The sequence below is a fragment of the Candidatus Latescibacterota bacterium genome, from assembly GCA_020633725.1.
GTDB lineage: Bacteria > Krumholzibacteriota > Krumholzibacteriia > JACNKJ01 > JACNKJ01 > VGXI01.
On the sequence record JACKDC010000001.1, the window covers coordinates 182,387 to 199,283 of the forward strand.

General features: G+C 69.7%; 11 protein-coding genes. All 11 read left to right on the forward strand.

Annotated features, from left to right (window positions below):
- Positions 1-233: 233 nt before the first annotated feature.
- The 11 genes from sprA to H6693_00835 all read left to right on the forward strand — a co-directional run bounded on the left by sprA (position 234) and on the right by H6693_00835 (position 16,890).
- Positions 234-6,581 carry a cell surface protein SprA gene (gene sprA, locus H6693_00785; protein ID MCB9514713.1) on the forward strand — a complete coding sequence of 2,116 codons (6,348 nt, stop codon included), beginning with the start codon at positions 234-236 and terminating at the stop codon, positions 6,579-6,581.
- 110 nt (positions 6,582-6,691) lie between these two features.
- Positions 6,692-7,162, forward strand: coding sequence for a ribosome maturation factor RimP (locus tag H6693_00790; protein MCB9514714.1), 471 nt, complete (start codon positions 6,692-6,694; stop codon positions 7,160-7,162).
- 25 nt (positions 7,163-7,187) lie between these two features.
- Positions 7,188-8,699, forward strand: a complete 1,512-nt coding sequence (nusA, locus tag H6693_00795) for a transcription termination factor NusA (GenBank protein MCB9514715.1) — start codon at positions 7,188-7,190, stop codon at positions 8,697-8,699.
- 1 nt (position 8,700) lies between these two features.
- Positions 8,701-9,036 (forward strand): 50S ribosomal protein L7ae, encoded by a 336-nt coding sequence (locus H6693_00800; protein MCB9514716.1) that lies wholly within the window; start codon positions 8,701-8,703, stop codon positions 9,034-9,036.
- 2 nt (positions 9,037-9,038) lie between these two features.
- A complete protein-coding gene (gene infB, locus H6693_00805; protein MCB9514717.1) occupies positions 9,039-11,717 on the forward strand; it encodes a translation initiation factor IF-2 in 2,679 nt (892 codons plus the stop codon).
- Positions 11,718-11,741: 24 nt separating this feature from the next.
- The gene (locus tag H6693_00810) at positions 11,742-12,023 is read left to right on the forward strand and encodes a DUF503 domain-containing protein (protein ID MCB9514718.1); all 282 of its coding nucleotides are present in this window, start codon (positions 11,742-11,744) and stop codon (positions 12,021-12,023) included.
- Positions 12,020-12,412 (forward strand): 30S ribosome-binding factor RbfA, encoded by a 393-nt coding sequence (rbfA, locus tag H6693_00815; GenBank protein ID MCB9514719.1) that lies wholly within the window; start codon positions 12,020-12,022, stop codon positions 12,410-12,412. Before H6693_00810 ends, rbfA begins: the two co-directional genes overlap by 4 nt.
- A complete protein-coding gene (truB, locus tag H6693_00820) occupies positions 12,409-13,326 on the forward strand; it encodes a tRNA pseudouridine(55) synthase TruB (GenBank protein ID MCB9514720.1) in 918 nt (305 codons plus the stop codon). Before rbfA ends, truB begins: the two co-directional genes overlap by 4 nt.
- Before the next feature lie 2 nt (positions 13,327-13,328).
- Positions 13,329-14,297: a riboflavin biosynthesis protein RibF gene (ribF, locus tag H6693_00825; GenBank protein MCB9514721.1), complete on the forward strand. Its 969-nt coding sequence runs from the start codon at positions 13,329-13,331 to the stop codon at positions 14,295-14,297.
- A 121-nt stretch (positions 14,298-14,418) separates the two neighbouring features.
- A complete protein-coding gene (gene rpsO / locus H6693_00830; GenBank protein ID MCB9514722.1) occupies positions 14,419-14,688 on the forward strand; it encodes a 30S ribosomal protein S15 in 270 nt (89 codons plus the stop codon).
- A gap of 120 nt (positions 14,689-14,808) precedes the next feature.
- Complete coding sequence (locus H6693_00835) at positions 14,809-16,890, forward strand: polyribonucleotide nucleotidyltransferase (GenBank protein MCB9514723.1); 2,082 nt, start codon at positions 14,809-14,811, stop codon at positions 16,888-16,890.
- Positions 16,891-16,897: the final 7 nt, after the last annotated feature.

Sequence of the window (16,897 nt, forward strand, 5' to 3'; positions counted from 1 at the left end):
CAAGGGAATTATGGGTCGCTCCCGCCGCCGGTTCCAGGCCACCTGGTGACGGCGGTGCCCCGCAGCCCGGGTCCGCCAGGGACGGCGACTGGAGCGGAGGGGGCCCTGTCCTGTTTCGAGGACCGGGCCGTCCCCGGGAGGGGACAGTACGCCCCTGCCTCACGCGCTCAGGAGGACCTGGGCGCCAGCGGGGTCGTGACGCCGTGCATCGCGATCCGAGGGACCCGTCGTCGATGACCGAGAGAGCTCGCCAGCCAGTCGCCAACGTTCGCGCGCGCCTCAGCGGCGCGGCGATGCTGCGCGCGCTCGCGGTGGTCCTGCCGCTGCTGCTCCTCCTGGCCGGCAACGCCCGCGCGGAGCTGCCGCCCGCCCCCGATCAACCGCCCTACAGCCCCTACGCCCAGTGGTACGCCGACCGCCAGCACCGTCTGGATGGGTGGATTCGCGGCGTGGGCCCCGCGCAGTGGCTGCCGCCGGTGGTCGATCGCCACGGCCGCGAGCCCTACTGGGTCGACGAGCTGCGCGTCCTCCCCGAGAGCGGCCTCGTGCTCTGGCTCCGCCGCCCCGCGGTGCTGGACCAGATGCGGCCGCTCTCCTCCGGCGAGGACCACTACGGCAGGCAGCTCGCCGACGAGTGGCCGCAGGCGGTTCAGCGGGACGTCCTCGTCTGGCAGGACTGGTTCGACCGTGAGATCGCCGCGCGCCGCCTGGCGCTGCTGCGCGAGAAGGCCGCGCAGACCGCGCGCGAGCTGAAGCAGGAGCAGGCGCGCGGCTCGCTGATCGACATCAACATCCCCCTGAACTTGCCAAAGAGCGTGGAGCGCGTGGTGGGGCGCGGCGAGAAGAGCAACATCACGGTGACGGGCCGCGAGACCATCACCCTGAGCGGCGAGACCACGCGGAACAGCAACTTCATCACCGACGAGTCCGGCCGCGGCCAGCCCCTCTTTCCGCGCCTGGAGATGAAGCAGGAGCTGCAGGTCAAGCTCAACGGCACCGTGGGCGAGAAGGTCCACGTGGAGGTGGAGAACAACAGCCTGGCGCAGGGCGCGGACGCGAACCGCATCCGCATCCGCTACGAGGGCGACGAGGACGAGGTGGTGGAGCTCATCGAGATGGGCGACACGCAGCTCAGCCTGCCCAGCTCGGGCCTGATCAGCTACTCCACCCAGAACAAGGGCCTCTTCGGCGTGAAGATGCAGGGCCATCTCGGCGCCCTCGACTTCACGGCCATCGCCTCGAAGCAGGAGGGCGAGGTCTCCAGCAAGACCTTCAACAACTCGGGCCAGGACGTCCGCGCCGACTCCAAGCGCGACACCGACTACATCGCCAACCGCTTCTTCTTCCTCGACAACCCGACCGATCCCGACAGCTTCTACCGCTGGATCGTGGAGGAGAAGCTCCAGGTCTTCGTGTCCAACGGCGCCGCGCCCAGCGCCAGCAGCCCGGACGCGTCGCGCTACTACTGGGGCCGCGCCTACACCGATCTGGGCGGCAACGGTCTCGCGGACGATCTCGCCGGGCAGAGCCCGGAGCTCGAGGCCTTCAAGCTCCTCCAGGAAAACGAGTACACCTGGCGGGTGGACCCCAACGGCAACTTCAGCATCCTCGAGCTGAACTACCCCATCGCCGAGACGGACATCCTGGCGGTGAGCTACACCGCGCGCGACTCCGCGAACGGCGACGCCCTGCGCCAGGTCGGCGACAACACCCAGGGCAAGATCACCTACTTCGACTCCCAGGCCGACACCCTGAGCCTCGAGCTGATCAAGCCCGATCCCTACCGGCCGGACAGTCCGACCTGGGACTACATGCTGCGGAACGTCTACTCGCTAGGCGGCACGGAGATCGACTTCGCGAGCCTCGAGGTCAGCATCGAGCGCATCGGCACCTCCCAGGATCCGGCCTATCCCGAGGGCAGCAACACGCCCTACCTGCGCTTCTTCGGACTGGACCAGTACCGCGGCCAGCTCGTGGAGGGCTTCGACCCCGACGGCCGCATCGACTGGCCGCGCATCGACATCGCCGAGGGTCTGCTGATCTTTCCCTACTACCGGCCCTTCGATCCGCCGGAGGGGCTCGTCTGCCAGTGGACCCAGCCGGTGGTCGGCGACTGCGAACTGCTCACCGACGCCGACCTCAACCCCGCCATCTACGAGACGGCGCGCGAGACGATCAACCGCAACCCGTCGCTCTACAGCAAGTACGTGATCAAGTACCAGAGCGCCACGGTGGCCAGCCGCTTCAACCTGAACGCCTTCGACATCCTCGAGGGCAGCGAGGTGGTCACGCTCGACGGGGTGCCGCTCAAGAAGGGCACGGACTACCGCATCGACTACTTCTCCGGCGAGGTGGAACTGCTGGGCGACGCGGCCGCGCGCCTCACGCCGAGCAGCAACCTGCAGGTCACCTACCAGTTCCGTCCGCTGGTGGGGGGCGGGCAGAGCAGCCTGGTGGGCTTCAACGGCACCTATCACCTCGGCGAGAAGAACCAGATCGCGAGCTCGTGGCTCTACGAGTCCAAGTACAGCGGCGCGCGGCGGCCGCGCCTGGGCGAGGAGTCCACGCGCAACGTGGTGGGCAACGTGCTCGCCAACCTGAGCGCGGAGCCGGAGTTCCTCACGTCCTTCGCGAATCTCCTGCCGCGCGTGGACACGGACGCCACGAGCACCGTCAGCCTGTCCAGCGAGCTCGCGGTGAGCTTCCCCAATCCCAACGTGGACAACGAGGCCTTCGTCGACGACATGGAGGGCGCGGAAGACGCCGTAGAGCTCGGCGTCAACCGCGTGCAGTGGGTGCGCGCCAGCGAGCCGGTGGACGCCATCCGCGTCGTCGGCGGGGCGGACATCCTGCCCACGCCCGCGGGCCGCGCGCGCGGCGCCTACTGGTTCAAGCCCCAGGGCACCACGCGGCGCGAGGACTTCAACCTGAACCTGCCCGAGCAGGAGGCGCAGGAGGTGGTGGACGTCCTCCAGCTCTTCGTGCCGGTGAACCTGAACGCGCAGCAGCTCGGCGCCTACCCGGCGCTGGTGGAGACCGACGGCTACAACCGGGCCCAGGGCGACTCGCTGTGGATGGGCCTCATGCGCGGCTTCAGCGGCCAGGGACTGGATCTCAGCGAGGCGCAGTACCTGGAGGTCTGGGTCAACGACTTCCAGCAGCAGCAGCTCTTCCGCACGGGCCGGCTGCACTTCGACATGGGCGCCATCAACGAGGACTACTGGAACCCCGAGCTCAACGAGTACGACACCGAGGACCGCGAGGGCATCGGCGTCTTCGTCCAGGGCGAGGAGGACACGGGCCTCGATGGCGTCTTCGACATGGACGAGCCCCCCGATCCCGACAACCCCTACGGCGGCGCGGCGGACCCCGCCGGCGACGACTACGCGCCCGAACAGCAGGACGAGGACTTCGGCAGCTCGTACTTCCGCATCAACGGCACCGAGAGCAACCAGCGCCTGGACACCGAGGACCTCGACGGCGACGGCACCCTGGATCAGACCAACAGCTACTTCACGCTGACCGTGGACCTGAACGCCGTTCCCTTCACCGACATGGTGGAGGTCTACGCCGACGAGGGCGTGGCGCCGCCGGAGAACAACAAGGCCTGGCGACTGTATCGCATCAACCTCGACGAGGCCCGCGTGGTGGGCGACGGCTTCCAGGCGCCCGACTGGAGCCGCATCAACTACTTCCGCTTCTGGGTGGACGGGCTGAACGCGCCCGGCCAGAACCCGGAGCGGCCGTCCAACCGGCTGGAGGTGGCGAGCATCAAGCTGGTGGGCAACCGCTGGAAGACCCACGGCATCCAGGAGCTGGCCACGGGCGTCACGCTGCCGCCCACGTCGCTCAGCGCGGGGGAGGACCTGCGCGTCGAGGTGATCAACAGCAAGGACAACGCGAACTTCAGCTGGCCCTTCGGCGAGCAGCTAGATCCGGACACGGGCCTGCCCGAGCGCGAGCAGGCGCTCAACGTCGTCTACGAGAACCTGCAGCCCGGCCACCAGGCGCTGATCCGCAAGGACTACCAGAGCCTCAACCTGACCGGTTACCGCACGCTGACCTTCTACGTCCATCCGGATCAGGCGTCGGCCGACCACGATGTCTTCCTGCGCGCCGCCCAGGACAGCACGACCTACTACGAGTGGCGCTACCGTCCGCAGAGCCAGGGTTGGACCGAGGTGAACCTGGACCTGCAGGACTGGACCGACCTCAAGCTGATCAGCGACGCCGACACGGTGCGCACGGCCGGCGAGGACGCGGTCTTCCCGGGGCGCGACTACACGCTGACGCGCATCGGCAATCCGGATCTCAGCCGCATCCGCGCGTTCTTCTTCGGCATCGTCAACGACGAGGGCGCGCTGCCCCTGACCGGCGAGACCTGGGTGAACGACCTGAAGGTGAAGGAGGTCAAGCGCGCCACCGGCTACGCCGGCAAGGTGACCGGCTCGGTGAACATGGCCGGCGTGCTGAACATGGGCGTCAACTACCAGGAGCAGGACGCCGAGTTCCGCGGGTTGCGGGCCACCACCGGACAGGGCGCGCACACGCGCAACTGGAGCGTGAGCGCGTCGTCGGCGCTGGAGCACTTCGTCCCGCTGGGGGGCTACAAGCTGCCGATCAACGCCAGCTACGGCCGCGGCCTCAGCCTGCCCAAGTACCAGCTCAGCAGCGACGTCGAGCTCGATCGCCCGCATCAGGAAGAGCAGAAGAGCACGTCCATCAACCAGCGGGTGTCGGCCAGCCTGAGCCGCAGCCCCTCCACGCACCTGCTGGGCCGGCTGCTCTTCGACAAGATCAAGCTCTCGGGGTCCGTCACCCAGCGCCGCAGCAACACGCCGCTGCGCCTCGAGTTGCAGGAGCAGCTGGCCTACGGCGCGAGCTACGACACCCAGATCAAGGACCGGCGCCTGCCGATCTTCGGCCTCGGGCAACTGCGCTACCTGCCCGGAAGCCTGCGGCTCAAGTCCGACGTCACCCGCTCCCGCACGGAGAGCTGGAAGGCGAGCGGCCTGCGCTACACCCCGAACCCCTACATCAGCAGCGGCAAGCTGACCAACTCGGCGAATCTCAACTGGCCGCTCTTCGACTCCTTCAAGACGGACTTCGGCATCAACGACGCGCGCGACCTCGAGCACGAGGACCCCGACGCGCTGAAGCTCTTCGGCAAGTCGCTGAACATCGGCTACCAGACCAGCCAGGGCCAGACCCTGCGCATCGACTTCACGCTGCCCTACCTGCGTCGCTTCCGTCCCAAGTTCAGCTTCAACAGCAACTACAGCCAGAGCGCGCAGGCGGTGAACCTCGGCTCGAACTCGGTGGCGGCGGGCAGCAAGAACCTGAACAACAGCAACGTGATTTCCACCACCTACAACTTCGAGGTGGGGAAGTGGTTCACGTGGATGGGCGGCGAGGGGCTCGAGGCGCTGCGCAAGGCCAAGGCGCCCGAGGAGACGCCGGGGCGCAGCGCCGGGCCGACCGGCGCGCCGCGCCACCAGCCGCAGCGCCTGCTGGTGCCGGTGGACCCCCTCCGCGGCCCCGACCCGCGCATGCGCCGGCGGAGCACGCGCCGCTTCATCGAGGACGAGCTCGAGGTCGCCGTGCCGGCCGCCGCCGCCGAGGCCGACAGCACCGAGAAGCAGGTCGACCCCATGTTCATCGTCTACAAGACCCTGGACGTGCTCAGCGGCCTCAAACCGCTCAAGGTCGACCTCAGCCGGCGGGTGAACACGCGCTTCGACAACGTCCACGGCGCGCCGACCCTGCTCTACCGCCTCGGCTTCAGCGAGGATCCCGACCTGCCGGGCACCCAGGGTGGCGTCGCGGTGGACCACAAGCGCGCCGACCTGCTGGACGAGTCGCGGGACCTCCGTCTGGCCACCGGCGTGACCGTGGCGGAGAACCTGCAGGTCAGCACGGACTTCGAATACACCCGGGGCACGCGCAAGATGACCAGCACGAGCACCGTGGACACCAATCGCAAGTGGCCGAGCCTGAGCGTGGACCTCAGCGGGGTGGAGAAGTGGCCGCTCTGGGGCGACATGCTCGAGAGCAGTTCCCTGGGCCTGGGCTACGGCCGGCAGCTGCGGGTGACGGAGAACCTGGTCCAGGGCACCGAGAACCGGACGCAGAGCACCAACTGGACGCCGCGCTGGAGCATGAACTGGGCGAACAAGATGCAGACCCAGCTCACCGGCAGCTACGGCTCCACGGCCAGCATCGAGAACACCAGCCAGACGAAGAGCAGCAACCTGAAGGTCGACCTGTCCTGGAACTACAACCTGTCGGCGCCCAACGGGCTGGGCTTCCCGGGCCTCGGCAAGATCCGCTTTTCCAGCCGGATGGACCTGAACGCCAAGCTGGGCTACACGCGTATCCGCAACGTCCGCATCGACTCCGGCGGCTTCGAGACGCCCCTGGGCGGGTCCAAGAGCTTCACCATCAGCCCGGGCGCCAGCTACCAGTTCACCGAGAAGCTCCGCGGCTCGGCCGGCCTGACCTTCAGCCGGACCAGCGACGACATCCGCAACAACGTCCAGACCCGGGTGCGGCTGGACCTGCGGACCACCTTCGTTTTCTAGGGTCCTGGCAAATAACCCCTTGCGGCACCGCGCCATCCGTACTAAGGTATCGGGGCAAGTGGGTGATTGTGCCCACTTTTTTCTTTCTACTCTCCCTGGAAGGCATCCGCATGCGCGAGGACCTGGAGAGTCTCCTGACGGAGGAGATCCGCCAGGAAGGGCTGGAGCTCTACAGCTGGCAGCTGCGTCCGGCCGGCAAGCGCCGCCTCCTGCAGGTCTTCATCCATGGCGAGCAGGGGGTGAACCTGGACGACTGCGCCCGGGTGAGCCGACGGGTGGGCGCCGCGCTGGAGGCGGCCGAGGCCGTGGAGGGCAGTTACGTCCTCGAGGTTTCATCACCCGGGGTGGACCGGCCGCTGCTCACGCCGCGGCACTTCGCGATGGCGCTGGGCGAGCGCGTCCGGATCACGCGGGCGGACCACGATCCCGCGTCGGGCGAGAACCCGACGCTGGAGGGCCGGCTCAGCGACGTCGGCGACGACGCGATCCGGCTGGAGTGGGAGGGCGGCGAGGTCACGCTGCCCTGGAGCGCCATCGGCAAGGCGCGTGTCCTGGCCACGTTGAGCACGCGGCGGGACTGAACGGGACGTCGACGGAGGAACTACGATGAGCGAAGGCTTCTTCGAAGCCCTGCAGCAGATCACTCGCGAGCGCAAGGTCGATCGCGAGGTGCTGATCGAGACGCTGGCCATGGGCCTGCGCTCGGCCGTGCGGCGCAAGCACGGCTCCGAGGCCAACGTGGACGTCACCATCGATCCCCAGGGGGCCATCGAGATCCACCTCGTGATGCAGGTCGTCACCGAGGACGACCTGGAGAACGAGGACCAGCAGCTCACGGTGGAGGAGGCGCGCGAGTACATCGACGATCCCGAAGTGGGGGACATGATCCGCATTCCCCTGGACGTCAAGGAATTCGGCCGCAACGCGATCCTCACCGCGAAGCAGGTGCTGGTGCAGGGCGTCCGCGAGGCCGAGCGCGAGCGCATCTTCAACGAGTACAGCAAGCGCGTGGGCGAGATCGTCAGCGGCACGGTGCAGCAGGTGGACCGCGGGAACATCCTGCTCAACCTGGGGCGCGCCGAGGCGTTGCTGCCCTACCGCGAGCAGATCCGCCGCGAGCGCTGGCATCAGGGCGAGACGGTCAAGGGCCTGGTGCTCGAGGTCCAGCGCGAATCGCGCGGACCCCAGGTGATCCTGAGCCGCACGCATCCCGACCTGCTGCTGCGCCTCTTCGAGCAGGAGATCCCCGAGGTCTACGAGGGCCTGGTGGAGATCAAGGCCATCGCCCGGGAGCCGGGCTGGCGCTCGAAGGTGGCCGTCTACAGCAAGGACGACCGCGTCGACGCCGTGGGCGCCTGCGTGGGCATGAAGGGCGCGCGCGTCATGGCCATCGTCAAGGAGCTGAGCGGCGAGCGCATCGACATCGTGCCCTGGGACAACGACGTGCACAACTTCGTGTCGCGCGCGCTGTCGCCGGCCATGGTCTCGTCCATCCGCGTGGTGGACTGGGACGCCCGCGCGCTGGAAGTCATCGTGGCCGAGGACCAGCTCTCGCTCGCCATCGGCAAGGAGGGGCAGAACGTCCGCCTGGCCGCGAAGCTGACGGGCTGGCGCATCGACCTCGTCACCAGCGAGCTGCTGAAGCTGCGCGATGAGGCCATGGAGCACGTGACCATGGCCGTGGGCGATCTGGAGGGCATCACGCCGCGCCTGGCCGAGGCCCTGGCCAGCGCCGGCTACGACAGCCTGGAGGCCCTCGCGGCCGCCGCGCCCGAGCAGCTCGCGAAGATCGAGGGCATCGGCGACAAGACCGCCGAGAAGATCCTCGAGCGCGCGGACGCCGGCCTCATGGATCTGGAGAACGCGCGGGACGACTACGTGGATCGCCGTCGTCGGGAACTGGAGGAGGAGCGGCGCCAGGCCGAGCCCTTCTTCGACGAGTCCAAGTTCGATCACGACGAGGACGACGAGGACGAGGCGGACGGCGCCCCCGCGGCCGACGCGGGTCCCGCGACCAACCCCTTCGAACCGAAGGCGGAGGCCGCGGACGAGGAGCCCGACGCGGATCCCGCCCCCAGCACGGTGGAGGCGGGCGACGACGGGGAACGTCCCGCCTGAGATGGCCGGGGACGCCACGCTCGAATCGCTGCTGCCCTACTTGCATCTGGCGCGGCGGGCGGGCAGTGTGGCGCTGGGCTACCGGGCGGTGAAGCAGTCTCTCGCGCAGGGGCGCTGCGTCCTGATCCTCAGGGCGCGCGACGCGGGCGAGTCGCTGCGCAGGCTGGCGGTGGGACAAACGCCGCTGGTCGAACTGGCCGATCGGGAGGCGCTGGGCGCCTGGATCGGCCGGCGTGAACTGGCCATCCTGGGGATAACCGACCCCGGGCTGGCCGCGGGGATGCTGGCGCGCCTGGGTGAAGGCGGCGCTGCGGACCCCGGGGCCTTACGGAGGTAAAGTTGGCGAAGCGAATCTATCAGGTCGCGAAATCCCTCGGCGTGAAGGGCGTGGAGCTGGTCCACTATCTTCGCGACCAGGGCTTCGACGTGGCCAGCCACATGTCGCAGGTCAGCGCGGAGATGCAGGAGTCCATCGACAAGCGCTTCGCGCCCGCCGGGGACAGCTCCGAGAAGCCCGCCGCCAAGAAGGCCGTGAAGAAGGTCGCCAAGAAGGCCACCAAGAAGGCGACGGTCAAGAAGGCGACGAAGAAGGCGGCCGCCACGGCCGACGCGTCGACCGAGGCCGCTCCCGTTCCCGCCGCACCCGAGGCGCCCACCGCCCCGGCGGCCCCCGCGCCCGCCGGTGAGGAAAAGGCCGTGACCCCGGCGCCGGCGGCCCCGGAGCCGGCCGCGCCCAAGGCCGTTCCGCCGCGTCCGAGCGAGCGGAAGAGCGGCGTCCAGGTGGTCAAGCGCGCCGAGCAGGAGGCCGCCGCCGCCCGCGCGGCCGAGGAAAAGGCCGCGAAGCCCGAGCCGGAGCCCGAGCCGCAGCCGGAGGAGAAGCCGCGGGTCATCCGCTATGCGCCCGGCATGGAGCCCGGCGCCCCCGCGCGCGACGAGCTGCTCCGCAACCGCGGCGCGCGCAGTCCCGGTCGTGACTTCAGCAGCGCCGGTGCCGGGGGCGCGCCGGGCGCGCGTCGTCCCGGCGGCGCGGTCCGGCCCTCGCCGCCGCGTGGCGCCGCGGGCGGGCCGCCGCCTCCCGCGGGCGATGCGACGGCCGCGCGCGGCCGCAAGCGCCGCAAGAAGAAGAGCGACCGCGACGAGCAGGAGATCCGCAAGAGCGTCCGCCAGGCCATGGCCACCATCGAAGGCCGCGGCGGGCGCAAGCAGCGGCGCCGGGGGACCGGCGGCGCGCCGATCCTCACCGCCGAGGAGCGGACGGCCGTGCAGGAGACCCGGCTGCGCATCCTGCCCCTGTCGACGCTCTCCGAGCTGGCCAACGCCATGAAGGTGCCCCAGAACGAGGTGATCGCCACCTGCCTCAAGAACGGGCTGATGGTGACCATCAACCAGCGTCTGGAGCGCGAGGACATCGAGCTCATCGCCAGCGAGTACGAGTTCGACGTCGAGTTCATCAGCGAGTTCAGCGAGATCGGCGAGCCGGAGCCGGTGGAGTTCGCGCCCGAGGACCTGGCGCCCCGCGCCCCGGTCGTCACGGTGATGGGTCACGTCGACCACGGCAAGACCAAGCTCCTGGACTACATCCGCCAGGCCAAGGTGGCCGAGGGCGAGGCGGGCGCCATCACGCAGCACATCGGCGCCTACTCGGTGGAGCTGCCGAACGGCAGGATCACCTTCCTGGACACGCCGGGCCACGCGGCCTTCACGGCCATGCGCGCGCGCGGCACGTCGGTGACGGACCTCGTCATCCTGGTGGTGGCCGCCGACGACGGCGTCATGCCGCAGACGGTGGAGGCCATCGACCACGCGAAGGCGGGCAAGGTGCCGCTCATCGTGGCCATCAACAAGATCGACCTGCCGGCGGCCAACCCCGACCGGGTCAAGCAGGAGCTGCTGCAGCACGGCGTCACCGTGGAGGACTTCGGCGGCGACACCGTGACCGTGCCCATCTCGGCCAAGTTCGGCGACGGCGTGGAGAACCTGCTCGAGATGGTGCTCACGCAGGCCGAGCTGCTGGAGCTCAAGGGCGCCCCCGAGGCGCCGGTGAAGGGCATCGTGATCGAGGCGCGCAAGGACCCGGGCCGCGGCGTCGTGTTCACGGTCCTCGTGCAGCAGGGAACGCTGCGAGTGGGGACGCCCTTCGACGTGGGCCTCCACTACGGCACCGTGCGCGCCATGATCAACGAGTGGGGCGACCGCATCGACGAGGCCGGGCCCGCGACTCCGGTGGAGATCCTGGGCGCGAGCGACGTGCCCGAGGCGGGCGACGTCTTCGCCGAGGCCGAATCGGAGGTCAAGGCCCGCGAGGTCTCCGTCAAGCGCCAGCAGCTCCGCCGCGAGCAGGAGCTGCGCTACCAGCGCCGCATGACCCTGGACGACCTCTACAGCCAGATCAGCCAGGGCGAGGTGCAGGAGCTGAACCTGGTGCTCAAGGGCGACGTCGCCGGCTCCGTGGAGGCCATGGCCGACAACTTCCAGAAGCTGTCCACCGACGAGGTGAAGGTCAACATCATCCACAAGTCGGTGGGTACGGTGACCGAGAGCGACGTGCTGCTGGCCGCGGCCTCGAGCGCCATCATCATCGGCTTCCACGTGCGGCCGCAGGTCTCGGTGCGCGAGCTGGCCAAGCGCGAGCAGGTGGAGATCCGCACCTACGACATCATCTACGAGGCGGTGGACGAGATCAAGCAGGCCATGGGCGGCCTGCTGCGTCCGGAGATCAAGGAGACCGTCACCGGCACGGCGGCCGTGCGCATGGTCTTCCGCGTGCCGCGCATCGGCGCGGTGGCCGGCTGCTACGTGACCGACGGCGTCATCGAGCGCAGCTCGACGATCCGCGTCCTGCGCGACGGCGTGGTGATCGGCAATCGGCGCATCTCGAGCCTGAAGCGCTTCAAGGACGACGTGGGCAAGGTGGAGTCCGGCTACGAGTGCGGCATCGGCCTGGTGGACTTCCAGGACGTCAAGGAGGGCGACACCTTCGAGGCGTTCACCACCGAGGAGATCGCCCGCACCCTGTAGCGAGCCCGACGGGAGAGGCCGGACGTGCGCGTGCTGGTGCTCACGCTGGAGCTGGGCATCCCCGGTTGCCGGAGTCTCAAGGCCCGGCGCGCCGTGCTCGAGCGCCTCAAGGCGCGCCTGCGCCGGGATCTCAATCTCTCCGTGAGCGAGGTGGAGCCGACCGGCATCCACGACCGCGCGCGACTGGGCGTGGCGGCGGTGGTGGCGAGCCGGGCCCAGGGCGACGCCCAGCTGGAGAAGGTGCTGGCCATCCTCGAGCGGGAGCCCCGCGTCGTGCTGCTCGAGGAGGAGAAGGAGTACTGGTGAGCGATCACAGCAAGGGCCGGCTCGAAAACCACATCCTCGAGGTGCTCACCGATCTCTTCGCCCGGGAGCTGCGCGACCCGCGGGTGGAGGACGTGGTGATCACGGCCGTCGAGCTCAACGACGACTACAGCGTGGCCAAGGTCTTCGTCATGGGCGGCGGCGAGACCGCCCTGCGCGGCCTGCGCAAGGCGGGCGGGTTCCTCCGCGGCGCCGTGGGGCGCACCCTCAAGATGCGCACCGCGCCCGAGCTGCGCTTCCGCGCCGACGAGAGCCTCGAACGCTACAATCGCGTGGAGGAGCTGCTGGACGAGGCCCCGCCCGTGGACGCGGCCGACGCGACGCCCTCGCCCTCCCCGCCAGCGGCGCCCGGGACCGAGGAGGAGGCGTGAGCCGTCTGGTTCTCGTGGACAAGCCCGAAGGGCCCACCAGCCACGACGTCGTGAGCACGCTGCGCCGCACCCTCGGCATCAAGAAGGCCGGGCACTGCGGCACGCTCGACCCCATGGCCAGCGGGCTGCTGCTGATCCTCACCGGCTGGGCCACGCGGCTGGCCGAGGTGTTCGGGGACCACGTGAAGGTCTACCAGGGGACGGTGCGTTTCGGCAGCGCGACCGACACCGACGACCGGCAGGGCAAGGTCGTCGCCAGCGCCGCGGACTTCGCGCTCGCGCCCGCCGCCCTCGACGACGCCCTGGCCACGCTCGCCGCGCGGCGCGAGCAGCGTCCGCCGGTCTACTCGGCCATCAAGCGCGAGGGCGTGCCCCTCTACAAGCTCGCCCGCGCCGGCAAGCTGGAGGCGGACGACGCGCCGCCGCCGCGCCCGGTCACGATCCACCGCCTCGAGCGACTGGACTGGGACGGCCGCGACCTCGTCGTCGAGGTGGAGTGCAGCGCCGGTACCTACGTGCGCGCGCTGGCCCGCGACCTCGGCGAGCTGGTCGGCGTGCCGGCCCACCTGCGCGCGCTGCGCCGCCTGCGCTCGGGTCCCTTCAGCGTGGAGCACGCCGTCGGCGCCGACCGCCTGCTCTGGGAGGACAGCACCGACCCGCTGGGCCTGCCGCTCGAGGTCGCCCTCGCCGACCTGCCCGCCGCCGTCACCCGCGGCGACTACGCCGAGCGCCTGCGCTTCGGCGCCCAGCCGGGCGTGGAGGACCTCGACTGGGACTTCGCCACCGCGGCGGAGGGCGCCTGGGTGCGCGTCCTCTCGCCGGAGGACGCGCTGCTCGCCCTCGCCCGCGTCGAGCGTCCCGCCAGCGCGGACGCGCCGCCCCGCCTGCGCCTGCGGCGGCGACTGGTGGACTAGCGGTGCGGGTCTATCGGCGTCTCGAGGACCTGCCCCGCGACCGGCGTCGCGCCGTCACGGTCGGCGTCTTCGACGGCGTGCACCGCGGCCACCGCCGCATCCTCGCCGCGCTGCTCGGGGCCGCGCGGCGGCGGCGCCTCGACGCCAGCTGCGCCATCACCTTCTGGCCGCACCCCATGGCCGTGCTGAGGCCCGAGCGTGCGCCCGGGCTGCTGCTGACGCTCGAGGAACGCATCGCGGCGCTCGCCGACACCGGACTCGACGAACTGCTGATCCTGCCCTTCGACCGCGAGGTCGCGGCCACCGACTACGCCGACTTCGCGCGCGACGCGCTCGTCGGCGCCGCGGGGATGGTGCAGCTGGTGGCGGGCTACGATTTCCATCTCGGCCGCGGCCGCGCCGGTTCGGCCGAGGCCATGGCCGCGCTGGGGGAGTCGCTGGGCTATCGGGTCGACGTGGTGACGCCCTGCTATGCCGACGGGCGCATCGTCAGCAGCAGCCGCATCCGCGAGGACCTGGCCGCGGGCGATCTGGGCGCGGTGGCCCACGCGCTTCGACGTCCCTTTCCGCTCACGGGCGTGGTCGAGCGGGGGGCGGGCCGTGGCCGCGCCCTCGGCTTCCCGACGGCCAACCTCGCGCCGCCGCCCCCCGAGAAGTTGCTGCCGCCCAGGGGGGTCTACCTGGTGCGCGCCCGCTGGGAGGGGGGCGCCGCGGACGGGCTGCTCAACCTCGGAGAAGCCCCCACGGTCCGGGGCACCTTCCTGCCCGAGGTGCATCTGCTGGACGGGGACTGGGACCTTTGCGGCCGAACCCTGCATGTGGAAGTCCTGGAACGGCTTAGGGACGAGCAGCGCTTCGCGGGCCTGGAGGCGCTGACGGCGGCCATCGCGGCCGACGTGGCCGAGGCCCGCCGCCGGCTCGCCCTGGCCGGATCGCGGGGCGGGGGATCAAGACCTCGGCCGTTGGAATAAAGCCTGCATCCAGGCCCCTTTACAGCCGATTGGCACTGTGCTAGTTTGCTGCCGTTCTGGCGGGTGCTCCCGCGCCTGCCGCCATCGCGACTGCTCGAATATACCTGGAGGTATACTGACGATGGCACTCGAGTCCGACACCAAGAAGGGCATCATCGAGAAGTTCCGCTTGCACGAAGCCGACTCCGGCTCTGCGGAAGTTCAGATCGCCCTGCTCACGGAGCGAATCAACCAGCTCACCGAACACTTCAAGGTCCACAAGAAGGATCACCATTCGCGGCGAGGTCTCATGAAGCTCGTGGGACGCAGGCGTCGCCTTCTGGACTACCTGAAGCAGAACAAGCTGGATACCTACCGCGAGCTGATCAAGTCGCTGGGTCTGCGGCGCTAACGCCGACGGTCCGCGCACAGGGGCGTCGAGGGTCGGCGCTCCTCCCCGCCATTCGTGGCGGGGAAGGGGGAAGGTCCCCCTTGTTTCCACCACGGTCCGTTCCCGGACCCCGGAGGTAATATGCAGAAAGTCAGTCTAGAACTGTCGGGGCAGGAGTATGCCCTGGAAACGGGTCAGGTGGCCAAGCAGGCCAGCAGCGTGATCGTCCGCATGGGCGAGACGCTCGTGCTGGTCACCGCGGTCGCCAGCAAGGACAACGACCCCGACAAGCCCTTCTTCCCTCTCTTCGTGGAGTACCGGGAGAAGAAGTACGCCGCGGGCATGATTCCCGGCGGCTACTTCAAGCGTGAGGCGCGCCCGTCCGAAAAGGAGACGCTGGCCGCGCGTCTGGTGGACCGTCCCATCCGTCCGCTCTTCCCCGACGGCTACATGGCCGAGACGCAGGTGGTGGCCACCGTTCTCAGCTTCGACCAGGTCAACGAGGCCGACGTGCTCGCCATCACCGGCGCGAGCGCGGCCCTGGGCCTGTCCAACATCCCCTTCGGCGACGTCGTCTCCGGCGTTCGCGTCTGCCGGGTGAACGGCGCCCTCAAGGCGAATCCGACCCTGGAGGAGACGGAGGAGAGCCCGCTCAACCTCGTGGTCGCCGGCAGCGACACCGCCATCATGATGGTGGAGGGCGAGGCCGATCAGATCTCCGAGGAGGAGATGCTGGAGGCCATCGCCTTCGCGCACGAGCACATCCGCAAGCTGAACGCCATGCAGCGCGAGCTCTTCGCCAAGGCGGGCACGCCGGCCAAGCGCGAGGTCGTCGCGCCGTCGATGCCGGAGGGTCTGCTGGAGCGCGTGGAGTCCACCTACGGCGCCGAGATCGACCGCCTCGGCCGCAACGCGCACAAGCACGAGCGCCAGGACGCCCTGGACGCCCTGCGCGAGAAGGTGCTGGCGGAGCTCGCCGGGGACTTCCCCGAGCAGGAGCGCTGGATCGGCAAGGCCTTCGGCGACGTCGAGAAGCGCGCCATGCGCGGGATGATCCTCAGGGAGTCCCTGCGCGCCGACGGCCGCAAGCTCGACGAGGTGCGCCCGATCACGATCGTTCCCAGCTTCCTGCCCCGGGCCCACGGGTCGTCGCTCTTCACGCGCGGCGAGACCCAGGCCCTGGTGGCCACGACCCTGGGGACGAGCCGTGACGAGCAGCGCATCGACAACCTCGAGGGCGAGTACTTCAAGCGCTTCATGCTCCACTACAACTTCCCCGGCTTCAGCGTCGGCGAGGTGGGCCGCTTCTTCACCGGCCGCCGCGAGATCGGCCACGGCAACCTGGCCGAGCGCGCGCTGCGCCCGCTGATCCCGAACGAGGAGGAGTTCCCCTACACGATCCGCGTGGTGAGCGACATCACCGAGTCGAACGGCTCGAGCTCCATGGCGACCGTCTGCGGCGGCGCGCTGGCCCTCATGGACGCCGGCGTGCCCCTCAAGGCCCACGTGGCCGGCGTGGCCATGGGTCTCATCACCGATGGCGAGAGCTTCCGGGTGCTGACGGACATCCAGGGCCTGGAGGACCACCTGGGCGACATGGACTTCAAGGTGGCGGGCACGCGGAAGGGCATCACGGCCTTCCAGCTCGACACCAAGATCGAGGGCCTGCCCGAGCAGGTCATGCGCGACGCGCTGGCCCAGGCCCGCACGGCGCGGATGCACATCCTCGACGTGATGGAGCAGTCGATGCCCAGCGCGCGGCCCGAGGTGAGCCGTCACGCGCCCAAGATCACGAGCATCAAGATCAACACCGAGCGCATCCGTGACGTCATCGGCAAGGGCGGCGCCACCATCCGCCGCATCCAGGAGGAGACCGGCGCCACCATCGAGGTGGAGGACGACGGGACCGTCCGCATCGCCGCGGTCAATGGCGAGAGCAGCGACGCGGCGGTGGAGTGGATCAACTACCTCACGGCCGAGGCCGAGGTGGGCAAGGTCTACGATGGGAAGGTGAAGACCATCACCAAGTTCGGCGCCTTCGTGGAGATCCTCCCGGGCACCGACGGTCTGCTGCACATCTCGGAGATCGACCACAAGCGCATCAATCGCGTGGAGGACGTCTTCCAGGTGGGCGACACCGTGCAGGTGAAGGTCGTGGACATCGACAACGCCGGCAAGATCCGGCTGAGCCGCAAGGTCCTGCTGGAGGCAGCCGCCAACTAGGCCCGCC